This window comes from uncultured Thiothrix sp. (genome assembly GCF_937876535.1).
GTDB lineage: Bacteria > Pseudomonadota > Gammaproteobacteria > Thiotrichales > Thiotrichaceae > Thiolinea.
This window is the reverse complement of sequence record NZ_CALFHZ010000020.1, coordinates 234,404-259,667: the sequence shown is the minus strand read 5'-3', so window position 1 is coordinate 259,667 and position 25,264 is coordinate 234,404. Positions and strand designations below refer to the sequence as shown.

Sequence of the window (25,264 nt, the reverse complement as noted above, 5' to 3'; positions counted from 1 at the left end):
TCCTTAGGGCTTAGTGCTTTTCAAGGCTGGCTAAATGCAACCAAGTATTAACCACCGTATCGGGGTTCAAGGAAATACTACTAATCCCCTGCTCATGCAACCAAACTGCAAAATCAGGGTAATCAGAAGGACCTTGACCACAAATACCGACATACTTACCCTGCTTCTTACAAGCTGCAATCGCCATGCTCAAAAGTTTTTTCACAGCAGGATTACGCTCATCAAATAGATGTGCGATTAAACCTGAGTCACGATCTAAACCTAAAGATAGCTGAGTCATATCATTAGAGCCAATCGAGAAGCCATCGAAATACTCCAAAAACTCTTCAGCCAACACAGCATTGGATGGAATCTCGCACATCATGATTAAGCGTAGCTCATTTTCACCGCGCTTAATACCTTGAGAGGCCAATAGCTCAGTGACTTGCTGAGCTTCTTCTAAAGTACGGCAGAACGGAATCATCACTTCGACATTAGTCAGCCCCATTTCATTACGCACTTTACGTAAAGCTTGGCATTCCAACTCAAAGCAACTACGGAAATCAGCCGATAAATAACGCGAGACTCCACGATAACCAATCATTGGATTTTCTTCATGTGGCTCATAACGATCACCGGCCAGCAAGTTCGCGTATTCATTCGATTTGAAATCGGACATGCGTACAATGACTTTATGCGGATGGAAAGCCGCGGCTAAAGTCGCGATGCCTTCTGTCAATTTCTCCACATAGAAACCAACTGGGCTAGAGTAACCAGCGATTTTCTTACCTATTTTGGTTTTTAATTCTTCCGGTAAACGGTCGAACTCCATCAAAGCTTTTGGGTGAATCCCAATCGTATTGTTGATGATGAATTCTAAACGCGCTAAACCCACGCCTTCATTCGGCAAACGTGAGAAAGAGAAGGCACGTTCAGGATTACCTACATTCATCATGATTTTGACAGATAAATCGGGCAAGTTACCGGTATCTGCGGTCATACGCTCAAAGCCAAGCAAACCTGCATAAATAAAGCCGGTATCACCCTCAGCACAAGACACGGTGACCTCATCGCCATTGGCAATCAAATCAGTCGCATTTCCACAGCCTACAACCGCCGGAATGCCCATCTCGCGCGCAATGATAGCTGCATGGCAAGTACGCCCACCACGATTGGTCACGATGGCAGAAGCACGCTTCATAATCGGTTCCCAATCAGGGTCTGTCATATCAGTGACTAAGACATCTCCTTCTTGAACCTCGTGCATTTGCGCAATGCTCATAATAATGCGTGCCTTACCTTGGCCAATTTTCTGTCCAATCGCACGGCCTTCTGCAATCACTTGGCCTTGGCTAGCTAGTTGATAACGTTCAACCACCGTACTTTTGGCACGACTTTCTACGGTTTCAGGGCGGGCTTGTACGATATACAGCTTGCCATCGCCCCCATCCAAAGCCCACTCAATATCCATTGGGCGACCATAATGCTTTTCAATGATGAGAGCTTGACGCGCTAAGGATTCAACTTGCTCATCGGTTAAGCAGAAGCGCTGGCGACGCGCCTCTTCAACATTACGCGTTAAGGTTGCTTTATTATGTGCGCCGCCTTGAGTGTCATAAATCATCTCAATAGCTTTTTCGCCTAACCGCCGCGATAAAATCGCCGGACGATTAGCCGCTAAATTCGGCTTATACACATAAAACTCGTCTGGATTGACCGCACCTTGCACAACTGTTTCACCTAAACCATAGGCACCGGTGATAAATACAGCATCGCGGAAACCGGATTCAGTATCTAAAGTAAACATCACACCGCTGGCACCAATATCGCTGCGTGCCATTTTTTGAATACCCGCTGACAAGAATACTTTGTCATGCTCAAAATGCTGATGCACCCGATAAGCAATTGCGCGGTCATTGTATAAAGACGCGAATACCTCTTTAATGGCTGCAATGACATTATCTAAGCCACGCACATTTAGAAAAGTTTCTTGTTGACCGGCAAATGAGGCATCCGGTAAATCTTCAGCCGTTGCAGAAGAACGTACTGCAAAAGAAGCGGTATCACCCGAACCTGCTGCAAGCTTTTGATAAGCTTCAGTGACAGAGCCTAATAAGGCTTGTGGTAAAGGGGCTGCCATCAACCAGTCACGAATCGTTTTGCCTGCATTGGTTAATGCATTGATATCATCAACGTTTAAACTGGCTAGCAATTGGTTGATACGTGTATCTAAGCCTTCATATTGCAGAAAATCACGATAGGCTTCAGTGGTGGTCGCAAACCCACCGGGAACGCTAACCCCCATATTAGCTAAATTACTTATCATTTCCCCGAGTGACGCATTCTTGCCCCCTACAATATTGACGTCATGCATGCCTAATTGATCAAACCACAAAATATAATCAGCCATTATAAAACTCCCAAAAGATTAAAATTTGGCTAGTAAAGGGGAAGATTAGCTTATCGAAAAAATGCTAAGAACGCATCTGAATAGAAAGGGGGATAAAAAAGAGCGGCATCCACTAGGAACGCCGCAAGCACCACAGTTAGCATGAGATAACATTACATGAATGTTTGATGGCCGCGATCTTAACAAAAGATGACTGATTTATTAAAATCAATTGTTTCAATTTTTACTATTAATCAGCACAATAGTAACGCATACAACTATTTACTTTAAGCACCCAGGAAAGCCATGCACTACTATAAACAGACACGTTACAAGCTGTTGCGTACCTTTTGCGTTGTTGCGCAAAAAGAAAATATTACTCATGCAGCCGAACAACTGCATATCAGCCAACCCACTGTGTCTTTACAAGTACAAGCCCTTGAACGTGAAATGGGGCAAAAACTGCTCGAACGCCGTGGCCCCAGCGTCAAACTCACTCCAGAAGGTAAAGTTCTGTATCAATTAGTCCAGCCTTTAGCGGCTGGGATTGATGGCTTGCGTGAAACCTTTGCGGCAAGCTTAGGTAAAATGGAAATGGGTGAATTAGATATTGCTGCTGGTCAATCCACCTCGCTATATGTTTTGCCAGAATACATACAGCAGTTCAAAGAAGCTTACCCCGGTATTCGCATTAATATGCATAATGTGGAAGGCCAAAGTGGTATGAAAATGCTGCTGGAAGATCAGGTCGATTTAGCCATTGGCCCCCTACTGCAAGTGCCTGATAGTATTATTTATCAACCCTTTGCGAATTTTCGCTCTATCTTGATTGTGCCTGAAGATCACCCCCTCACACAGCAAGTGAATATCAGTTTAGAAGATATTAGCCCGTATGGACTAATTCTCCCTCCTAAAAATCAAAGTACTTGGCGAATGGTAGATACGGTGTTCCGCCAACATGAAGTATCTTATTCGGTCAGTATGGAAGCGGGTGGCTGGGAAATTGTTAAAAAATATGTCGAGCTGGGGGTAGGAATTTCTATTGTCACTGATGTCTGCTTGACTCCACATGACAAGATTGTAGGCATTCCTTTAGACCACTATTTCCCATCGCGCAATTATGGGCTGATTGTACGGCGTGGTAAGTTTTTCACGCCCCAAGCGAAGCGCTTTATAGAAATGTTTGACCCTTTCTTTTTTAGTCGCACTGGCAATGACGATTAGGACGAAATCTAACTGGAACAGTGCATAGCAAAATGCTTAAACCATAGCCCAAGCTAAAAGCTGATTTAAATCAAATACTCTTAAATTTTTGGCTAACTAGCCCTAGTTAGCCCCTAGCTATTGACTTTAGTCATGCTAATTTTTAAGCAGAGTCGGCATGCTAAGACACTTTTTAGAGCGTCTAGCGAGCGACTGCTCTTTAAACCCTGTACGTATTTGTCGAGGTTCAGTATGAAAAGTATAAGTTTTGACCCAGACTTGATACGCCGTTATGACATTGCGGGGCCGCGTTATACGTCTTACCCCACTGCGGTTTCTTTTAAAGATTTTTCAGCCACTGACTATATGAGTCAAGCACGGCAGAGTAATGAAGATTTAATTCCCCTACCCTTATCTTTATATTTTCACATTCCCTTCTGCGCCACAGTTTGCTTTTACTGCGCTTGCAATAAAATCGTCACGAAAAATCGTGAACAAGCCAGTATTTATCTAGCGTATTTGTTTCGTGAAATAGAATTACAAGCTGCTCTTTATGACCCTGATCGCTGCGTCAAGCAGCTGCATTGGGGCGGTGGTACTCCAACTTTTTTGAATCATGAACAAATCGTTACTTTGATGACTAAAACTCGCCAACACTTTAATCTGTTAACGGATGATAGTGGCGACTATTCGATTGAAATTGATCCCCGCTCAGTCAGTGCTGCAACGATTCAGTTATTACGTGAGCAAGGTTTTAACCGCTTTAGTTTAGGCGTACAAGATATTGATGAACGTGTACAACGCGCTGTAAATCGTCTTCAGCCGACTGAACAAACTCTAGAAATTATTCAAACTTGCCGTGCGCAGGGTGCTAAATCCATCAGTATTGATTTGATATATGGTTTGCCTTTACAGACTTTAGCGGGCTTCAGCCAAACGCTAGATACCGTCATTGCTTGGTCACCGGATCGAATTTCACTGTTCAATTACGCTCACTTGCCAACCTTGTTCATGCCGCAGCGCCGGATCAAGAGCGAGGAGCTGCCTAGTAGCGAAGAGAAACTCCACATTCTGCAACATGCTGTACAACAACTCACTACAGCAGGTTATGTGTATATTGGCATGGACCATTTTGCCAAACCCACTGACGAACTAGCCTTAGCCCAAGAGCAAGGTAGCCTACATCGCAATTTCCAAGGCTATACCACCCATGCAGACTGCGATTTAGTAGCAATGGGTGTTAGTGCTATCAGCAATGTCGCTGATTGCTATAGTCAAAATGAAAAAACGACAGAAGCTTACTATGCAGCTTTAGATGCAGGGCATTTAGCAGTGACGCGGGGCATTACTCTTACTGAAGATGATCATATTCGCCGCTATATTATACAGCAACTCACTTGCCAATTTGCGGTGGATTTAAAAGCCGTGGAGCATGAATTTGAAATCAAGGCAGCGAACTACTTCAAAAGTGAACTCGAACAATTAGCGAGTATGCAAGCCGATCAGCTACTAGAAATTAAGGGTAGTACACTCACGATTACGCCCCGTGGACGCTTTTTAGTCCGGAATATTTGTATGGTTTTCGATGCTAGTTTAAAACAAGCATCGACGACTCAGCGGTTTTCTAAAGTGATCTAGTTTGAGATTAGCGGCACTGATGATGACCTAAACCTTTGAGACGTTCAGGTGCTAAAATTTCAATGAGACGGTGATTGACACTAATAATACCATCTTCTTGTAAGCGCGAAAACATACGACTTAAAGTCTCCACCGCCATACCTAAATAATTGGCTAAATCATGGCGCGGCATCGGTAAATAGAATTCACGGCCTGAAAAACCGCGCGATTGATTACGCTCAGAAATACCTGTTAAGAAGGTGGCTAAACGTTCTTCAGTGCGCATTTGCCCTAAAGTTAGTAGCAATTGATGCTCACGGCCAATTTCCATTCCCACTTGACGCATCATGCCATTACGCATACTCGCAATGCTGCCGCAAAGCTCATGGAAGGAATCCATATTTAGCTCGCAAACAAAAGTATCCTCTAAGGCTTGCGCATCACAGCTATGTTTACTATTGGCAAAGGCATCAAAACCGACCAAATCACCAGGCAAGTAGAAACCTAAGATTTGCTCTTCACCATCTAAAGTTGATAAAGAGGTTTTAATTGAACCGGATTTGACTGCATAAATAGCTTGATGCGGATCATCTCGACGATACAAGTAATCTTTTTTATTGATTTTAGAGGTTTTATCAATAGCCGACTCTAGCCTAGCTAATTCATCTTTAGTTAAACCACGCGGCAAGCATAAATCACTCAAACTGCAATTATTACAGGCAACAGTAGCTTTTTTATTAATAGGAACACGGCTAGCAGACATCACCCTTGCCTCCGAAGCAGTTGAAACACTCAAGTTTTTCTTATTCGCAGGGTAAAGGAATGCTTGATTTAGATCAAGCTTTACCGTTGTGCGGTGCAGCCAAACCCAGCTTTAAAGACTGAAAATCGCTTAGCCAGTTTAGTTAAACAAAAATTATAAAAATTTTTAATGGGTTCAAGCGTTGTTAATTTAACTCCACCTATACTGCGCCCATGGATTCAAGATTGAATGGAAGGTCTGAGATCCAGCCACATAACAACAAGAGTTGCATTGTAGCGACCAGCTTCCTTAAAGTCTTCTGCGGATCCTCGGGTCCGCTTTTTTATTTCTGTTATTTGCAAAAATCTGCTTTTTAGCTCATTCTTACACGCTTTCCTCAGTCACCCCCAACAAACTAAACCTCACTAACCGTGCGTCTAAGTAAAATTCGTATAGCCGGATTCAAAAGCTTTGTTGATCCCGTTACCTTAAATCTACCTAGTAACCTAGTCGGTATTTTAGGACCCAATGGTTGTGGCAAATCAAATACGATTGATGCAGTACGCTGGGTCATGGGCGAAAGCTCGGCGAAGACTTTGCGTGGTCAATCGATGGATGATGTCATTTTTAATGGATCTTCCGCCCGCAAACCCGTTGGTGTCGCTTCAGTCGAACTAGTCTTTGACAATAGTGCGGGTACTCTACTCGGCGCTTATGCACAGTACGCTGAAATTGCTATCAAGCGCCAAGTCAGCCGTGATGGTAGCTCTAAATTTTTCTTAAATGGTACCCGCTGTCGACGGCGTGATATTACTGACATTTTTCTGGGTACAGGTTTAGGCCCCCGTAGCTACGCAATTATTGAACAAGGGATGATTTCACGCTTGATAGAAGCGAAGCCTGAGGAGTTGCGTGTCACTTTAGAGGAAGCGGCTGGCATTTCGCGCTATAAAGAACGGCGGCGTGAAACCGAAACGCGTATTCAACACACTCGTGAAAACCTCGAGCGCTTAACTGATGTCCTTGAAGAGCTAGACAAGCAACTACAGAAGCTTGATAAACAAGCCAAAACAGCTGAACGCTTTCGCGAGCTCCGTCTAGAACAACACCATTTAGAAGCTTTACATACCGCCGCACAATTGCAGGTTTTGAAAAACTCTGCTCAGCAATTAATTAGCGAATTAAATCAAGCTTCAAATCAGCAGCAGACCGAGCTGGCACACATTCAACTCATTGCTGAGTTGATTGGAGGGCTGCGTCTAGAATTTTCTCAAGCCACTGAAACCCTAAGCCTTGCCCAAGGGCATTATTATGAAGCAGGTGCAGAAATTGGCCGGCTTGAGCAAAGTATTCGCTATCAACAAGAAAGCCAACAACGTCAGCAGGAAAGTTTACAACGTTTAGAACAAAGCCTGTCCGAAACTTTAGCGCATCAACAAATAGATCTAAGCCAACTACAGAAAAATCAGGCTCAGTTAGCCGAATTATTACCAAACGCTGCTGCTATAGAGGAACAACAGCTTGTTATTGAAGAATCCTTACAAGAGGCTGAGCACAATACCTTGGCCTTACAAACTCAATGGCAAGCCTTACAAACTGCTTTAGCCCAGCCTATCCGCCAAGTGCACAGTGAGACTGTACGCATTGAACAGTTAGAGCGCCAACTTCAGCAAACACAACAACGCTTAATACGTTTCCAACTCGAATTCGATCAGCTTAACCAGCAAGCATTTACTGACTCAATAACAAGCTTAGCGCTTGAACTCACTACTGTTATAGAAGCTCAAGCTTTAAATCAAACTGAAATCCAACAAGTTATTGCACAACTCCAAACCCAACACCAGCAGCAACAAAACCTTCAGCAGCAAATCGCACAAGAACGCACACAACTACAAACTCTGCAAGGACAACTGTCTGCACTCAATACTCTGCAGCAAGCTGCGTTAAAGCAGGATGATCAAGCTTATCGGCATTGGCTGCAGGAACATCAACTCGATAGCCAAGTTAGCTTAGCCACTGCACTAGCAGTTGAAGCGGGTTGGGAGCAAGCGGTTGAAACGGTGTTAGCTCAACGCCTAAAAGCACTCTGTGTGAAAGATTTAACGCAGATTGATTTAGAGCAACTACCTAACACAGGCTTAAGTTTGCTTGAAACAGTAAGTGCTGTACTTGAGCCAAAAGCATTAAGCTTGGCAAGTAAAATACTTAGTCCCAATAGTGCACATTATTTGGTACAAGGTGCTCTCTGTAGTGCTACTTTAGCCAAGGCTTTAGCTGAACGCTCGCACTTAGCAGAACACGAGTTTTATGTAACGCCCACTGGGGTTTGTGTAGGAAAAAATTGGCTAACCGCCCCTAGCCAATCAACAACTGGCAGTATTCTGGAGCGTCAGCAAGCGATTCGCTCTTTAACTGAACAGCTTAATCAAGTCACTAGCTCCTTAAAGCAAGCTGAAAATGAACACCAAGCATTACGTGCTCAAATACAAACCTTAGAGCAGACACAACACCAAGCTCAATCTGCACAAAACCACTTACAACGCCAAGAATTAGAATTAAATAACCGCCTGCAACAACTCAAACAACAACAAAAGCAGCAGCAGCAGCGCACTGAACAACTCAGTTTTGAATTACAAGAACTAACCGAACAGCAAGCCCAATACCAATTAGAACTGGCTAGTGCTCAAGAACGTTTAGCTGAAGCTGAAGCCTTGCGCACCCAATTAACAACCGAACAAAACGAACTGGCTTTAGTTAGAGAACAAGCACAACGCCAACTGCAAGACTTCCGCCACCAAGCGCGTCATTGGCAGGATCAACACCAACAGCTAGCCTTGAGCCTGCAAAACTGCCAAAACCAAATTCAATCTAGTCAACAGCAACTGGAACGCGGACAACTACGCCTAGATTCACTCGCTGAGCAACGCTTACAACTGTTGAGGGAGTTAGAACAACAAACCGAACCAATGGCTAAGTTAGCATCTGCGCTAGAACTCACTAAAGTGCAGCGGCTCAATCACGAACAAGCTTTACATGCAGCTCGCCAACAAACGCAAACGCTTGAGCAGCAGATTCGTACTCAAGAACAGCTACGCTTACAGCATGAGCGCCAATTAGAAACTGCCCGTGCAGAACTAGAGCAACTTAAACTCGCTTGGCAAACCAATCAAGTGCAAAGCCAGTATTTACAAGAACAATTAGCACCTAGTGGGCTTGATTTCACCAAGCTAGTCGAAGCACTTGCGAACCAAGATAGTGCCGTGATTAGTGAGCGCTTAAACAAAATTACTGCGAGTATTGAGCGCCTAGGTGCGATTAATTTGGCGGCGATTGAGGAGTATCGTGAACAAAATGAACGTAAACTCTATTTAGATCAACAAAATGATGACTTAGTGTTGGCGCTTGAAACCTTAGAAACCGCTATGCGTAAAATTGACCGTGAAACTCGCGCTCGTTTTAAGGAAACCTTTGATTTAGTCAATCAACGCTTACAGGAAATGTTTCCGCGTTTATTTGGGGGTGGTGAGTGTTATTTAGCCATGACTGACGCTGATGTACTCATCACTGGCATTAGCATTATGGCGCGCCCACCGGGTAAACGCTTATCCAGTATTCATTTAATGTCGGGTGGTGAAAAAGCTTTAACAGCGGTGGCTTTAGTGTTCGCCATTTTTGAATTAAACCCAGCGCCTTTTTGTATGTTAGACGAAGTGGATGCACCTTTAGATGAAGCGAATGTGGGGCGTTTCTGTGAGCTGGTCAAGCAGATGTCAGAGCGAGTACAATTTATCTTCATCACGCATAATAAAAGCACTATGGAACTTGCTGAAAACCTTATCGGTGTTACCATGCGGGAGGCGGGCGTATCACGTTTAGTGGCCGTTGATATGGCACAAGCTCTTCAACTGGCTAATGAGTAGCACAAACCTCAAACCTTTCATGGATCGAAGGCTAATTAGAAGGATGATACTGTGGAAATACTAAGCCTGATTATTATGATCATAGGGCTACTAGCTTTAGTTTTTATTTATTGGGCTAGCCGACGAGCACGTCAAGATTTACCCAAACAAAGTGGTAAGCTGCCACCTATTACACAAATTACCGCGGAAGATGGCAGCGAAATGTCCTCAGTCCTTGCTGATTTCCCCGCACGTGATGGCAAACTACCTAATGAAAATGCGCCTGATATGGCAGATGTCATGAAAGGCAGCCATAGACCCATCATTATGAGTTCTAGTGACTCCACGGACGCACCTACTAACCATGAAATAGCCAGTGATTTACCACCGCAATTAATTATGTTCATTGCTGCCGAACAAGATGACTTTGAAGGGGGTGCGGTCTTAAACGCTCTAGATAATTCTGGCTTACAGTTTGGCGAAAAAGAGGTTTATCACCGGATGATTCTCACTGAATCAGGTGAAAAGAGTCTCTTTTATGTCGCCAATGGGATCAAGCCTTGGACTTTAATTCCTGAGCAAATCGCTGAAGAGACAACCCCCGGATTATCCCTAATTTTAAACCTGCCCAGCCCAATTAATAATCGTGAAGCCATTCACGACTTTGTTAAGACTGCTGAACGCTTAAATTACGAATTAGGTGGGGTCATTAAAAATCAGAACCAAGAAGTGATTAGTCAAGAAGAATTACGCGCTTATTTTGCTATGATTTAGAACTATTAGGCTGTGTTGCAATCAGCACAGCCTTTGATCATTTAAGCTTAACCTGCTACGGCCTGTCTAACCGCCGCAATCCGCTCCTCTTGACTCACCAAAGCCTCCGCTGACATCGCCCCAAGCTGATACCAAGCCTTTAATAATTGTAAAGCTTGTACGCGCAAGTCACCGCCCTCTTTTAAGCCGCGCATGGATTCAGACATATGCGCTACCTGATATTGCAAACGTGCTTGGCGGAACGCTTCTGGTGTTGCCACATCCATTAGAATTTCCAATTGTAGACAGAGATTCTCACCTTCTGCTTGATTGCTAGCTAAGTCTAGGGTGCTTTCAGTCGCCTGTTTACGCGTTTTGGATTCAGCCGCTAATTGATCTAATTCAGCCAATTTGCCTTGCCAGCGCAATTGAGTACGCTTTAATTGCAGCGCTTTTTCGGCACGCTGGAAGCGTTCTTCTAGCTTTTGCCAAACAGGCTTAGGTAAATCGCGAATCGCATTAAAGCTTTGACGTAAACCCTCAATTTGCTTACTAGCTTGTGTAAACTCTTCACCATTTAAAGTTTGGAGCGCCTCTAGCTGAGCGCAGAGTTGCTCTTTCTGCTCAATACGCAATTCGGTTTCAGAACGTTGCGTCTGACGACTCGATTTGAGACGCGCAAACAATTCATCAATCGGTTGGCGAAATTGCTTCCACAAAGCTTGCTCATCTTTAGGGCGAGCGGCTACAGTAATTTTCCATTGCGCTTGCAAAGCCTTCGCCTGAGCGGTAGCAGCTACTACATCGTCCTGCTCCAAGAGTGCAGTAGCTTGAGCGATTAAATCCTCCCGCAGTGCCCAATTTTGGGTACGCTCAGTCGCCAATTTAGCTTCTAAAGCATCCATCGCATCATTAAAGCGCTGATTGATTTGCTTCCATTCTTTATGCCCAACTGTGCCGCAAGCTTTCCATGCTTTACGCTGATAATTCATCGCCTGTTGCATCGCCTGCCAATCCGCTTGCTCCCAAAGAGTATCTGTATGCAAAGCCTCTAAAGCTGTACACACCTTCTCACGCTCGTGCAAATGCGTCTCACGCTGAGTTGCTTGTTCCGCAAAATATTGCTTACTCACTTCATAAGCGGCGGTTACTTTGCTATCAAAGGTTTTCCATTGCTTACGCTGCTGCCCTGGATCCATCTGGCCTAACTTCCGCCATTCTTCACGTAGGGCTTTAATTTCTTTAGCGCGCGCTTGTGGATCCATTAGCTCATCGCGTTCTAAACGCTCAGCGGTCTCAATTAAATGTTCACGTGCCTGATCTGTCCCCCAACGCCGCCAATCTTTTAACTCTAAAATCAGGGGTGTTGCTGCTTGCAAACGCCGCTTAATCCGCGCCACCTCACCCGCTGGCAAATCCAAATCCTCACTTAAGGTATGATTTAACTTCTGATGCAGATCAATCGCTTCACCGTATTTCTCAGCTTCAAGATCAGCCTCCATTTGCTGCAAATCAGTTTGCAAACCGTGTAGGAGTTGATCACGTTGGGCAGCCTGCTTTTCCAGCCGCGCCGTTAAACTGCTTATCGCTTGATGGAAACGATTCTCTAAACCACTGACAACCTCACGCAAATGCAAAGGACGCTTTAATTTAGTCCAGTGGCTTTGTAAATCCGTTAAGCGTTTGGCTTGCACGAATTTGTCACTAGCGCGCAAAGCCTCCGCTTGTTGGCAACACTCTTGTAAAGCAGCTAAAGCATGTAAATCACTCGCAACCGCATCCCGTGCATCGGTTAAAGCCACAAACTGCGTCATCCAACGCTTATCTAAATTAGCCTGCAAGTTTTCTGGCAAACGTGGGGCTTGTACCCAACGTTCTTGGAGTTGCAGTAAGCCTTGGTCAATCGTATCCAAAGTTAATTGTTCAGGATGCTGCAGGAGCGTGTTCTGCAAAACAGCAGCTTCTTGGAGGCATTGCTCGAAACTTGCTTGTAAGGGTGCTTGTGCAGCTTGCTCAGCTTCATAGACTTGTAAGCGCGCTATGAAATCTTGTTCTGCCGCAGCAAAGCGCTGTTTTAAACGACTCGGCACCATCCCCACATCTGCTTGCTGCTTCCAAGCTTGTGCTAATACCCGTTGACGCGTTTTATCTTGTGCCCACTGCCCTGCTTTCCCCAAAGCTTCCATATCAGCACAGAGTTTTTCTAAGCTAGCTTGCCGCTGTTGAACTTGCTGGGCTTGATCTAAACGCTCTTTAAGCAGTTGACGTAGACGTTTATTATTCTTACCTTGAGTACGTTCAAGTTGCTGTAAAGTTGCTAAATCAGTGATTTGGCTTGCCGCTTGGAACTGAATATCTTTGGAAATCTCTTGCTCAGCAATCGCTAATAACAGGGTTTGATCATGAATTTCTGCAACAGCTAATTTACGTAAATTCACATCCCGCTTAGGATTTTGCGCTAAGGCAGTGATTAAATCCGGCTGCTGTTTAAACCAATTGAAAACCTCGACCAACGCAGCATCTTGGCGTGTATCCGTTTGGATCAAACTAGCCACACGCGCTTGGGCTACACTACTCACAGAATCATTTGCTTTGCCTAATTTAATCAGCAAAGGCAAATGTGTGAGGCGTTCAATCGCGGCCACACGCACACTTTGATCAGGATCGCTTTCTGCTAGGCTCGTTAACTCACTGCTTTCTGGAGCTAAACTGGCTAGCGCTTGTAAGCGGACTTTGGCATCTTTGTGTTGCCATTTGGGTTTAAATAAGCTTCCAAGCATGATAAGTCTCAAGTTTCTGTAGTAGATACTCCCCAACCCACAGTTGAGGAGAGGTCAAATAAAGTTCAAGCCCATTGCAAACAAGTTATTTTACACGCATACCAGGTTCTGCACCCGCATCTGGCGTGAGAACAAAAATATCTTTTCCACCAGGGCCAGCCGCTAATACCATGCCTTCGGACACTCCAAAGCGCATTTTACGCGGCGCTAAATTCGCCACCATCACGGTCAAACGCCCTTCCAAATCAGCCGGATTGTAAGCCGACTTAATCCCTGCAAATACATTGCGCGTCTCACCACCCAAATCGAGTGTGAGTTGCACCAATTTATCCGCACCTTCCACCGCTGCCGCTTTCACAATCTTGGCAACCCGAAAATCCAGTTTCGCAAAATCATCGTATTGAATCGGCGCACTAATCGGGTCATCCGTTAAATGCTTCGATTGAGTCACAGGAGTCGCCTGCGCCGCATCTAAAGCCTGCTTATTATCCTCAATCATGGCATCCACCGCCGCCTGTTCCACACGAGTCATTAAGGGTTTAAAAGTATTAATCGTTGTGCCCAATAATGGCTCTTGTACACTCGCCCACGTTAACTCGCCCGCATTTAAGAAGGCTTCACTATCCGCTGCCAATTGCGGTAATACCGGCTTTAAGTATGTAATAATGGCGCGATACAAATTCAAGCCTTGAGTACAAATCGCCTGTACTTCCGCCAGCTTGCTTTCATCTTTGGCCAATGCCCACGGTTTTTGTTCGTCTACATACTGATTTGCCTTATCCGCCAAGGCCATAATCTCGCGGATCGCTTGGCTATAGCGGCGGTTTTCAAAGGCCTCAGCAATTGACTCACTGGCCGCTGCAAATTCTTGGTATAAGGCCGGATTAGGTAATTCAGCCGTTAATTGATTATCAAAGCGCTTATTAATAAAGCCAGCGCAACGCGAAGCAATATTCACCACCTTACCGACTAAATCACTATTGACGCGTTGTTGAAAATCATCCAAATTCAAATCAATATCCTCCACGTTATTACCTAATTTACTGGCAAAATAATAGCGTAGATATTCGGGATTCAAATGACGCAAATAACTTTCCGCTTGAATAAAAGTACCGCGCGACTTTGACATTTTTGCGCCATTTACGGTCACGAAACCATGACAAAATACCGCGCTCGGCGTACGCAGATTCGCACTCTTTAATAAGGCTGGCCAGAATAAGGTATGGAAATAGGCAATATCTTTACCAATGAAGTGATAAACTTCCGCCTCCGAATCGACCTTCCAGAACTCGTCAAAATTTAAACTACTGCGTGAGCAATAATTTTTGAAACTGGCTAAGTAGCCAATGGGCGCATCCAACCAAACATAGAAATATTTATCGTCGGTATCAGGAATTTTGAAGCCCCAATACGGCGCATCGCGTGATACGTCCCAATCGCTCAAGCCTTGATCAGACTCGAACCACTCCATTTGCTTATTAGCAATTTCTTTTTGTACCGCACCACTTTGAAGAAACTCGCGCAGAAAAGCTTCAAAATTACCCAGCTTGAAGAAATAGTGTTCAGTTTCTTTTTCAACCGGCTTAGTGCCTGATACCACTGAAACCGCATTTTTCAAATCGGTGGGCGAATAAGTAGCACCGCACACTTCGCAGTTATCGCCATATTGATCCGGCGAACCACAACGCGGACATTCCCCCTTGATGAAACGATCCGGCAAAAACATCTGCGCTTGTTCGTCGTAAGCTTGGCGAATGGTGCGCTTATCAATGTGGCCGCTAGTGCGTGCTGCTAGATAAATGTACTCAGAAAACTCGCGATTCTCGTCGGAATGCGTGGTGTAGTAATTATCGTAGCTAATATTAAAGCCCGCAAAATCACGGGTATGCTCTTGATAGACACGATCAATTAATTGTTGTGGCGTGATGCCATCTTTTTCTGCACGCAGCATGATCGGCGTACCGTGCGCATCATCCGCACACACGTAATAGCACTCATGCCCACGTAAGCGTTGGAAGCGCGCCCAGATGTCCGTTTGAATATGCTCGACCATATGCCCCAAATGGATATTGCCATTGGCATAAGGCAGCGCACTGGTAATCAGTATTTTTCTTGGTTTCATAGCAGGACTCGGACTTCTGACTAAGGGCGATAAGGTAACAGGTTGCGGGGGTTTGTGCTACTTGTCGGAAACAATGAGACATCTAGTCTTTCCCTTACTCGTTCTCAGCTTCAAGTAAATCGACTTCTTCTCATCAATGAGGCTAAGATAGCCCTACTCTCCTTTGAATTACCTATTAACGCCATGCAATTTCTAAGATTTTTAAAGATTAAGCCCTCACATTTTAAAACCTTAGCTAATCTAGAAGCTGCTAAATCACTGTTTAAACACTCGGTTAATTTAGTAGAAATCGAAGTCTTTTCTTATTGTAATCGTACTTGCTGGTTCTGCCCTAATTCATTTATTGATCGGCGCTCTGCCAATATTTATATGCCTGAAGCGCTGTATCTTTCTATTTTGGAGCAATTAGCAGAGATTGAGTTTGATGGAAAAATATCCTATAGCCGCTATAATGAGCCCTTAGCTGATAAAATTATCCTAGAGCGTATTAAGCAAGCACGTAATCTTTTACCTAAAGCGCATTTACATACAAATACGAATGGTGACTATCTCAATAACGCTTATTTGCATGAACTAAAAGCAGCCGGTCTTAATAGTTTAAATATTCAAATCTACTTAGCTAATAATGAACATTATGATCACGAAAAAATGCGCAAAACCATGCTTAAAGTTCAGGAGCGTTTAGGGCTTAGTGGCTCTATTGTAAAAGAAAAACAAGGTGAATGGCTAGAAGCCGAGTTTGATTTTGAAGGCTTAACCATTCGCCAATATGCACGCAATTTTGATATAAACGGCTGTAGTCGCGGTGATACTTTACCTATCTTCCAAGATTATCAACGCACAGCACCCTGTTTCTCACCGTTTGAGCACTTATATATTGATTACAATGGAAATGTCATTCCCTGCTGCAATATACGTTCTGATATTGAGCAGCACCAAAAAGCCATTGTTGGTGATTTAGAAAGCGACTTGAATATTTTCCAGATTTATGCAGGCAAAGAACTTAGCCAATGGCGAAAGGGTTTAGTTTCTTTTTCTAAAAAAGGTGGCTTATGTGCTAACTGCCGCTTTAATGTGGTAAAGCCATCATTAGCGAATCGATTGGGAAGTCGCTATGCCCAACATCTCATCTAGCTAAAATCCAGTTGGTTTGTGAACATATATTAACCACCAAAATCAATACGCTGACTGCTTGGCCAAGCAGATAATTTACTCTCACACTGATTGCTCCAGAACGATACAAACCTGTTTGTCCAGCCTACACATCCATAAGTTCGGCAAGATAAGAGCACTTGTTTTAGGGGATTGGGTTGACTGGTAATATGACTATTTTTCCCTGTCATTGCAGCTCTAGTAAATAGACTATGACTATAAAGCCCTGCGTATTTTATAAAACCTTATTTGTTTCCCCCTCATCAATCTACTCCATTTTTACTCCCCCATCGCTACTTGAGCTAGTAAACATTTTATTGCACCATGCCTGCTATTTTTAGATTCAGGAGTTCCTCATGCAAGCTCACTACCAAGATTTAGGTGAGGGTATTTATTGTATTGATACTGCGCTGTGCCGTGATGAGTTTGCAGCTTGTTATTTGATCGTGGAAGGTGATGCAGCGGCGTTTGTGGATAGCGGTACTTATCACAGTGCGCCTTTGATTATGCAAGCTTTGGCGGAGGTGGGTTTGAAGCCAGAGAACGTGAAATATGTGATTCCGACCCATGTCCATCTTGATCATGCGGGTGGCGCGGGTGAACTGATGCGTTTGTGCCCCAATGCAATGATGATTGTGCATCCGAAAGGCGCGCCGCATATGATTGATCCCGCAAAACTAATTGCGGGCGCAACAGCGGTTTATGGTGCGGAAGTATTTGCCCGTGATTATGGAACGCTAACACCTGTGCCGAAAGAACGTTTGATTGCCGCAGAAGATGGTTTCCAATTTGACCTCAATGGTCGTCAATTAGGTTTTTATGATACCCCTGGTCATGCCAATCATCATGGCGGTATTTTCGACGAACGCACCCGCTCATGGTTTACTGGCGATACCTTCGGCATTTCCTACCGTGATTTTGATACCGATAAAGGCGCTTGGTTATTTGCCACCACCACACCGGTAGCGTTCGACCCGGAAGGTTGGAAAAATACCCTAGTCAAATACGAAAGCAAACATCCGAAAGCTATGTTGCTCACCCATTATAGCCGCGTGACCGAATTGGATCGTTTATTCCCCTTATTACGCCAAAGCCTGCAAGCGATGGTTGAGATTGCTTTAAGCGAAGAGCCGAAGCCCGAAGGCCGTTTGGCACGCATTCAAGAGAAAATCGCGCAAAATCTAGTGGCGAGTGCTCAAGCGCATGGTGTGAGTTTCAGCGAGGAAAAAATTCTTGATTTATTAGCGCTCGACATTGACCTCAATGGTCAAGGTTTAGAAGTTTGGCTACAACGTCGTGCAAAAGCTGCTTAAATGGACTGGACGCTACAGGCTTGGCTGCTGACCTTTATTGCAGTGACCATCGTTGGAATTTCTAAAGGCGGCTTTGGCGGTGGCTTCGGTATGCTCGCCGTGCCGATTATGGCGCTAGTCATGCCGCCCATGCTCGCCGCAGCGATTCTCTTGCCGGTGCTTTGCTCGATGGACTTGATGGCAATGCGTGCCTATTGGGGACGCTGGTCACTGGAGCACGCCAAAATCACCGTGCCTGCCGCCTTAGTCGGTACGATTATTGGCGCAATCACCTTTCAATATTTGAATGCTGACCATATTCGCTTTGTGATTGGCCTAATTTCCACCGGCTTTGCTTTAAATAATTGGTTTAAACCGGCGCAACGTTGGATTAAAAATAAACCGGGGGCAAATGCAGGGCGTTTCTGGGGCTTTACTTCAGGCTTCACCAGCTTTGTTTCCCACACGGGCGGCCCACCTTTGAGCGTTTACCTATTGCCGCAAAAACTGGATAAAACCACGTTACAAGCGACAACAGTGCTATTTTTCACCATTGTGAATTACTTCAAACTGATTCCTTATGCACTGCTTGGGCAATTAAATTTCGGCAATTTCAAAATCTCGCTGCTGCTGTTACCGTTGGCTGCCATTGCGATTGGGCTTGGCGTGTATTTGCATAAGCGCGTATCGGATAAGTTGTTTTATCAGATTACGTATATCGTGCTGTTTGTGACAGGTCTTAAGTTAATGTATGACGGCTGGCAAGGATTTTAGGAGGGTTTATGCGGTTAGGAACTTGTCGTTATCAAAACCAGAATTATGTGTTTATTGAGCAAGATGATCACTTCATTTTACCCGCGCTCGACGCTACTTTCGCGCAAGCTGGCTGGCAAGATTTGCAAAGACTGATCGAACAAAACACCGACTTTAATGCCACTTTAAATCAAGTTACTGCGAACATGCGAGTTGCCGCCAAGGATGTGCAATGGCTCGCGCCGATTCCGCGCCCGCACAAAAATATTATGTGCATGGGTTTAAACTATTTCGAGCATATTGAAGAAGCGCTGAACCTCACAGGAAAAACGGCGAAGAAGCCTGCTTATCCGATTGTATTTACCAAATCCGTGACCAGTGTGATCGGGCATGAAACCACCATTCCTTATGATCCCGATACTTGCTCACAATTGGACTGGGAAGCCGAACTAGGCGTGATTATTGGTAAAACCGGCCGCAAAATTAGTCCTGAAAATGCACTGGATTATGTATTCGGTTATACCGTAATTAATGATCTTAGCGCGCGCGATATTCAGCTCAATCACAAGCAATATTTCCTCGGCAAAAGTCTTGATGGCGGCTGCCCGATTGGCCCCGTGATTGTCACTAAAGATGAAATCCCCGATCCACAAAACCTCAAGATTGCTTGCCGTGTGAATAGAGTCACCAAACAAGATGCCAATACCCGTTATATGCTGTTCAAGATCGCAGAAATTATCGCAACGTTGTCGCGTGCTATGCCTTTAGAAGCAGGCGATATTATTGCGACGGGCACACCCAGCGGCGTGGGTTTTGCACGCAATCCACCCGAATATTTACAGCCAAACGATGTGGTAGAATGCGAAGTGGAAAAAATTGGCGTGTTGCGTAATCGGATTGGGCAAACCTAGGTTTACCAAGTCGACTCATGAGGATTGGGGCGATCAACGTGCTGGCTTAAGTAATCACGTAAGAATTTAACAAAGTAAGTGACTTTGGCGGAGAGATTTAGGCGTTCCAAGTAAACTGCATAAATATCCGCAGCCGGCGTTTCATACTCAACCAGCACTTGTACCAACCTACCACTACGTAAGTATTTAGCCACATCCCACTCAGCCCGCATCAAGATACCATGTCCATCTAATGCCCAATTTAACGCGACCTCGCCATCATTAGTGCTCAGTTTGCTATGCACTTTAATGGTTTCGGTTTGCTGCTCGCGGCTCAAGCGCCAATTGCCATAAGCGGAGTCATTTTGGCGCAAAACAATACATTGGTGTTGAGTCAATTCATGGGGTGATTTGGGCTGGCCAGCACTGCGCAAATAGATGGGTGATGCCACTAACAGGCGGCGATTGATGGCAATTTTTTTAGCAATCAAGCGTGAATCAGGTAACTCGCCAAAACGAATCGCTACATCAATCGCTTCATCTGGCAGAACTACGGGGCGATCAGTGAGCTGCAATTGTACTTCTACATCAGGGTAAGTTTTGCTAAATACCGAAATCGCAGGGCCAATGTAAGAACGGCCAAAACCAAGCGGTGCATTGACACGCAATAACCCCTTGGGTGCAGAGCGACTACTGGAAACGAGGCTTTCCATTTCCTCAATCTCGCTCAGAATCCGCAGCGCATTTTCATAATACACCTCGCCTTCATTGGTGAGGCTAACTTTACGCGTAGTGCGATTCAACAAACGTACCCCCAAGCGTTCTTCCAACTGCGCAAGGCGACGCGATACCGCAGGCGGGGTCAAATTCAGCTCGCGCGCGGTCGAAGCAAGGTTACCTTGTTTCACCAATTGACAAAAGAAAGCGAGTTCGGAGTCAGCGTTCATTGGTAAGTTTTTTGCAATAATGTTTTAACTTTACAGCGTTTCTAGCTTTTTCCAAAGCTTTTAAGCTCCTCCTCAACGCTACCTGAACCTTGCAAACCGTAGCGCTAGCAATTGGTCATTATTTCACCTAGGAGGAGAGGTTAATGGAAATGGAGCTGGAAAAACGCACACTGCGGCGCATTACTTGGCGCATTGTGCCCTTTATTATGCTGCTGTATTTCATCGCGTATATCGACCGCGTGAATATTGGTTTTGCTGCACTCACCATGAAAGAAGATTTGGGTTTTACCGCTTCAATCTTGGGCTTTGGTGCAGGTATTTTCTTCTGGGGTTACTTCATGTTTGAAGTACCGTCTAACATTATTCTCCACAAAGTAGGCGCACGAATTTGGATTGCGCGGGTCATGGTCACTTGGGGAATTATTTCTGCCGGTATGGCTTTTGTGGACAGCCCCACCAGCTTTTATGTAATGCGCTTTTTGCTCGGTGCAGCAGAAGCAGGCTTCTTCCCTGGGATTATTCTGTATTTGAGTTATTGGTTTCCTGCCCAACATCGGGCGGGTGTTACCGCTTTCTTTATGGCTGCTGCACCCATTTCTACCGCAATTGGCTCACCCCTATCCGCACTCTTACTAGAAATGGAAGGCGTGCTCAATCTACACGGTTGGCAATGGATGTTTATTCTGGAAGCTATTCCTGCCCTGATGTTGGGCGTGGCCGTGTTTTTCTATATGACTGACAAACCTGAACAAGCTCAATGGTTAAAAGACGACGAGCGTAATTGGCTAGTCACTACCATGAATGCAGAAAATGCCCAAAAATCTGCGGGTGCTAAACATAGCATCTTAGGTGGTTTAGCCAACCCACGCGTGCTTGCTTTAGCCCTGATCTACTTTGGTACTTCCGCTGGTCTCTATACCCTCGGCATCTGGTCTCCGCAAATTATTAAGCAATTAGGCGTGTCGTCCATGACCGTGGGTTTCTTGAATGCGATTCCACCGATTGTGTCCGTGATTGCAATGATTTTATGGTCACGCCATTCCGATAAAACCGGCGAACGTACTTGGCATGTGGTGATTGCCTGTGTGGCAGCTGCAATTGGTTTGGTCGTGGCAGCAGGTGCTAATAGCATTGTTGGTTTAATTGCAGCGCTGACCTTGGTTAATGTCGGGATTAGCTGTGCCAAACCACCGCTTTGGAGTATGCCCACTCTGTTCTTATCGGGTGCAGCCGCCGCTACTGGCATCGCTACCATTAACTCGATTGGCAACCTAGGCGGTTTTGCTGGCCCTGCCATGATTGGCTGGGTGAAAGATCAAACCGGTAGCTTTGCAGGCGGTTTGTATTTCGTTGCTGGTTTATTGGTGATGTCAGCGATCTTGACCCTGATTTTAGCACGTACCCAAAAACCTGTTGTAACGCCTGCTGTTGAAGCAACAGCACATTGAACCACAGTTTATAAATTAACTAATTGAGTAACTGACTATGAATAAGGAAATAGCCGTCGAGTCCTTGACCGACACTATGGCTAAATTCACCGCCTATATCGGCAAACGCTTGCCGACAGACGTGAAACATAAATTAGCCGAATTACGTACCCTTGAAACCAACCCGCTCGCCAGATCGGTATACGACTCAATGGCAGGCAATCAGGAAGCGGCTGATCGTTTAAACCGCCCCAGTTGCCAAGATACGGGGGTGATTCAATATTTCGTGGAAGCAGGCGCAAATTTTCCACTGCTGGGGGAATTGGAGGAAATTCTCAGTGAAGCCACTGCCGAAGCCACGCGTATTGGCCCATTACGCCACAATGCAGTGGAAACTTTCGATGAGAAAAATACTGGAACCAATACAGGAACGCAGATTCCGTGGTTAGATTGGCGCATTGTGCCGGAAAAGGATAGTTGTACGATTGATGTGTATATGGCGGGTGGTGGTTGTACCCTGCCCGGTGCTGCCAAGGTTTTAATGCCCGGTCAAGGCTATGAAGGGGTTGCCGAATTTGTTATGGATGTAATTACTGAGCGTGGTGTAAATGCTTGCCCACCGCTGCTGGTCGGTGTGGGTGTTTCCACTTCGGTGGAAACCGCTGCACGTTTATCTAAGCTTGCGATTATGCGCCCCGTCGACTCCAAAAGTAGCAATCCACGTGCCGCTTTGATGGAGGAATTATTGGAACAAGGCTTGAACGAGATTGGCATTGGCCCACAAGGTTTGACCGGCAATAACAGCGTGATGGGGGTAAATATCGAATCGTCTGCACGCCATCCTTCCACCATTGGTGTAGCGGTCAATACGGGCTGCTGGGCACATCGGCGCGGTAAAATTCGCATCAATGCGGATATGTCCTACGACATTCTGTCTCACGAAGGAGTGGTTCTATGAAAAAGCTGCTAACCACACCGATTCGTGACGAAGATTTGGCTGATTTAAAGGTTGGTGATGTGGTCTATCTCACTGGACGTTTAGTCACTTGTCGCGATGTAGCACACCGCCGCCTCATTGAACAAGGCCGTGAATTACCCGTCAATTTAGAAGGCGGCGCAATTTTCCATGCAGGGCCTATTGTGCGCAAAAAAGATGATGGCGAGTTTGAAATGGTCTCCATTGGCCCAACCACCAGTATGCGTATGGAAAAATTCGAGCGCGAATTTATCAAGCAAACGGGAGTCAAACTGATTGTTGGCAAAGGCGGTATGGGGCCTGAAACTGTGGCGGGTTGCCAAGAGTATAAAGCCGTACACGCGATTTTTCCGGGTGGTTGTGCAGTGCTGGCAGCCACTAAAGTCGAAGAAATTGAAGGCGCTGAATGGCAAGATTTGGGTATGCCGGAAACGTTGTGGATTAATCGGGTACGGGAGTTTGGCCCCCTGATTATCTCGATTGACACCCAAGGTAATAATCTGATTTCACAGAATAAAGAGGTTTTTAATGAACGCAAAAAACCGATTCTGGACAAAATTAATCAGCAGTTGAAGTTTATTAAGTAATTAGTCAATGACAGGAGCTAGCTAATTCACTAGCTCCATTATTTTTAGCCTATTGCTGCTAAACGACCTAAAATCAGCATTTAGAGAAACAGGAGTTAGCAACTCGCTAGCTCTATGCATTTTAACGCAGGGCTGCTAAACGATCCAAAGCCCGATACGATAAGGCCTCTGACAAATGCTTGGTCTGAATTCCTTCACTTTCCGCCAAATCGGCAATCGTGCGCGCCACTTTTAAAATTCGATGATAAGCCCGCGCCGATAGCTTAAATTGCTCCATCGCATGGCTTAATAAATGTTGATCCTTTTTGCTTAAGGCACAGTGTTGATCGACCTCAGAACCTGCCAACTGATTATTAATCTTGTGTTGGCGTTGTTGCTGGCGTGTGCGCGCTCGTTCGACTCGGCTACGTACTTCAACACTGCCCTCACCAACCACTAAAGATTGCAAATCCTCTTGGCGTACCCGTGGAACGTCCACCTGCAAATCAATCCGATCTAAGAAAGGTGCAGAAATGCGCGCACGGTGGCGCTTTTGCTGTTCCGGTGTGCATTCACAATTTGCTTGAAAATCACAAGCGCGCCCTTGCGGACAAGGATTCATCGCTGCCACTAATTGAAATTGTGCGGGATACGTCGCTTGGCGTGCTGCCCGCGATAAAGTGATTTTGCCGGTTTCTAACGGCTCACGCAGGGTATCTAAAGCTTTGCGGTCAAACTCGGTGAGCTCATCTAAAAACAGTACACCATTATGTGCTAGCGATATTTCACCGGGTAATACTTGTGAACCCCCACCGACTAAGGCTACACCCGAAGAAGTATGATGTGGCTCACGCACAGGACGCTGCCCCCAGCGTGTGACCTCAAAGCCCTGATGACTGATCGAAGCAATAGTTGCAGACTCCAATGCTTCTTGTTCACTTAAATCCGGAAGAATGGTGACTAAACGACTAGCCAGCATGGTTTTGCCAGTCCCTGGCGGCCCTACCATTAATAAGTTATGCCCCCCGGCTGCAGCGATTTCTAAAGCGCGTCGGGCTTGAAATTGGCCTTTCACATCAGCAAGATCGAACGGATAAGCTTGAGAATGAACCTGAACCTCTTGCTCCCAACGTGGCAAAATCTCAGCGCCTTGTAAATGCTTAACCACCTCTTGCAAATTGCGGGCTGGATAAACTTTTAACCCCTTAATGAGGCAAGCTTCATCGGCATTATCTAACGGTAAAATTAACTTCCGGCGCATACTATGAGCTTTGACTGCTGTTGGCAAAACCCCGCGTACCCCGCGCAAATGGCCACCTAAAGATAACTCGCCTACAAACTCATAAGCGGTTAACTGCTCTTGAGGAATTTGCTCACTAGCCGCCAAAATACCTAAGGCAATAGGTAAATCAAAACGCCCACCGTCTTTAGGAATATCCGCTGGTGCTAAATTCACTGTAATCCGTTTAACTGGAAAATTTAAACCTGAATTAATAATCGCGGCACGTACCCGATCACGGCTTTCTTTAACCGCTGTTTCTGGCATACCCACAATCGAAAAGCTGGGTAAGCCATTGGCTAAATGCACTTCAACACTGACTAAAGGAGAATCAAGGCCGGCATTCGTGCGGCTATAGACAATCGCAAGGCTCATGGGGTTATTTTTTATTATTGTTATTTTTAATACTTAAAAAATTTTGCGCGTAGTTAACTGTAAATTCAAACCAACACGATGAAAGGCTATCCCTAGCAAATGCTCATCAAGCAAGCATTTGCT

17 protein-coding genes are annotated in these 25,264 nt (G+C 45.2%); 11 read left to right on the top strand and 6 right to left on the bottom strand.

Going from position 1 to position 25,264, the window contains the following annotated elements; translation table 11 throughout:
• Positions 1 to 10: 10 nt before the first annotated feature.
• Entirely contained in the window at positions 11 to 2,389 is a 2,379-nt protein-coding gene (gene ppsA / locus Q0230_RS13200; protein ID WP_298610621.1) for a phosphoenolpyruvate synthase, read from the bottom strand.
• Positions 2,390 to 2,674: 285 nt separating this feature from the next.
• Between ppsA and Q0230_RS13195 the strand changes: the two genes are divergently transcribed.
• Both Q0230_RS13195 and hemN read left to right on the top strand, forming a co-directional pair.
• Positions 2,675 to 3,592, top strand: a complete 918-nt coding sequence (locus tag Q0230_RS13195) for a LysR family transcriptional regulator (protein WP_298610620.1) — start codon at positions 2,675 to 2,677, stop codon at positions 3,590 to 3,592.
• A 231-nt stretch (positions 3,593 to 3,823) separates the two neighbouring features.
• Entirely contained in the window at positions 3,824 to 5,209 is a 1,386-nt protein-coding gene (gene hemN, locus Q0230_RS13190; RefSeq protein ID WP_298610619.1) for an oxygen-independent coproporphyrinogen III oxidase, read from the top strand.
• A 7-nt stretch (positions 5,210 to 5,216) separates the two neighbouring features.
• Here hemN and fnr read toward each other — a convergent pair whose 3' ends face one another.
• Positions 5,217 to 5,951 (bottom strand): fumarate/nitrate reduction transcriptional regulator Fnr, encoded by a 735-nt coding sequence (fnr, locus tag Q0230_RS13185; RefSeq protein ID WP_298610618.1) that lies wholly within the window; start codon positions 5,949 to 5,951, stop codon positions 5,217 to 5,219.
• Positions 5,952 to 6,361: 410 nt separating this feature from the next.
• Between fnr and smc the strand changes: the two genes are divergently transcribed.
• A complete protein-coding gene (smc, locus tag Q0230_RS13180) occupies positions 6,362 to 9,850 on the top strand; it encodes a chromosome segregation protein SMC (protein WP_298610617.1) in 3,489 nt (1,162 codons plus the stop codon).
• A 51-nt stretch (positions 9,851 to 9,901) separates the two neighbouring features.
• A complete protein-coding gene (locus tag Q0230_RS13175; RefSeq protein ID WP_298610616.1) occupies positions 9,902 to 10,603 on the top strand; it encodes a cell division protein ZipA C-terminal FtsZ-binding domain-containing protein in 702 nt (233 codons plus the stop codon).
• 47 nt (positions 10,604 to 10,650) lie between these two features.
• Here Q0230_RS13175 and Q0230_RS13170 read toward each other — a convergent pair whose 3' ends face one another.
• Together Q0230_RS13170 and metG are read right to left on the bottom strand one after the other, a co-directional pair.
• Positions 10,651 to 13,362 carry a DUF349 domain-containing protein gene (locus Q0230_RS13170; RefSeq protein WP_298610615.1) on the bottom strand — a complete coding sequence of 904 codons (2,712 nt, stop codon included), beginning with the start codon at positions 13,360 to 13,362 and terminating at the stop codon, positions 10,651 to 10,653.
• An 85-nt stretch (positions 13,363 to 13,447) separates the two neighbouring features.
• A complete protein-coding gene (gene metG / locus Q0230_RS13165; RefSeq protein ID WP_298610614.1) occupies positions 13,448 to 15,484 on the bottom strand; it encodes a methionine--tRNA ligase in 2,037 nt (678 codons plus the stop codon).
• A 183-nt stretch (positions 15,485 to 15,667) separates the two neighbouring features.
• Between metG and Q0230_RS13160 the strand changes: the two genes are divergently transcribed.
• The 4 genes from Q0230_RS13160 to Q0230_RS13145 all read left to right on the top strand — a co-directional run bounded on the left by Q0230_RS13160 (position 15,668) and on the right by Q0230_RS13145 (position 19,592).
• Complete coding sequence (locus Q0230_RS13160) at positions 15,668 to 16,618, top strand: radical SAM/SPASM domain-containing protein (RefSeq protein WP_298610613.1); 951 nt, start codon at positions 15,668 to 15,670, stop codon at positions 16,616 to 16,618.
• A 374-nt stretch (positions 16,619 to 16,992) separates the two neighbouring features.
• Complete coding sequence (locus tag Q0230_RS13155) at positions 16,993 to 17,949, top strand: MBL fold metallo-hydrolase (protein ID WP_298610612.1); 957 nt, start codon at positions 16,993 to 16,995, stop codon at positions 17,947 to 17,949.
• Positions 17,950 to 18,702 carry a sulfite exporter TauE/SafE family protein gene (locus Q0230_RS13150; protein ID WP_298610611.1) on the top strand — a complete coding sequence of 251 codons (753 nt, stop codon included), beginning with the start codon at positions 17,950 to 17,952 and terminating at the stop codon, positions 18,700 to 18,702.
• Between the two features lie 8 nt (positions 18,703 to 18,710).
• The gene (locus Q0230_RS13145) at positions 18,711 to 19,592 is read left to right on the top strand and encodes a fumarylacetoacetate hydrolase family protein (RefSeq protein ID WP_298610609.1); all 882 of its coding nucleotides are present in this window, start codon (positions 18,711 to 18,713) and stop codon (positions 19,590 to 19,592) included.
• 2 nt (positions 19,593 to 19,594) lie between these two features.
• Here the strand turns inward: Q0230_RS13145 and Q0230_RS13140 are convergent, their stop codons facing one another.
• Positions 19,595 to 20,518, bottom strand: a complete 924-nt coding sequence (locus Q0230_RS13140) for a LysR family transcriptional regulator (RefSeq protein WP_298610608.1) — start codon at positions 20,516 to 20,518, stop codon at positions 19,595 to 19,597.
• A 143-nt stretch (positions 20,519 to 20,661) separates the two neighbouring features.
• Here Q0230_RS13140 and Q0230_RS13135 point away from each other — a divergent pair, with 143 nt between their 5' ends.
• The 3 genes from Q0230_RS13135 to ttdB are packed head-to-tail and all read left to right on the top strand — an operon-like array spanning position 20,662 to position 23,508.
• Entirely contained in the window at positions 20,662 to 21,966 is a 1,305-nt protein-coding gene (locus Q0230_RS13135; RefSeq protein ID WP_298610607.1) for an MFS transporter, read from the top strand.
• A gap of 37 nt (positions 21,967 to 22,003) precedes the next feature.
• On the top strand, positions 22,004 to 22,903 hold the full coding sequence (gene ttdA / locus Q0230_RS13130; protein ID WP_298610605.1) for a L(+)-tartrate dehydratase subunit alpha: 900 nt from the start codon (positions 22,004 to 22,006) through the stop codon (positions 22,901 to 22,903).
• On the top strand, positions 22,900 to 23,508 hold the full coding sequence (ttdB, locus tag Q0230_RS13125; RefSeq protein WP_298610604.1) for a L(+)-tartrate dehydratase subunit beta: 609 nt from the start codon (positions 22,900 to 22,902) through the stop codon (positions 23,506 to 23,508). The genes ttdA and ttdB overlap by 4 nt, the downstream gene beginning before the upstream one ends.
• 121 nt (positions 23,509 to 23,629) lie before the next feature.
• On the opposite strand, the gene Q0230_RS13120 is transcribed toward ttdB, so the two are convergent.
• Complete coding sequence (locus Q0230_RS13120) at positions 23,630 to 25,141, bottom strand: YifB family Mg chelatase-like AAA ATPase (RefSeq protein WP_298610603.1); 1,512 nt, start codon at positions 25,139 to 25,141, stop codon at positions 23,630 to 23,632.
• Positions 25,142 to 25,264: the final 123 nt, after the last annotated feature.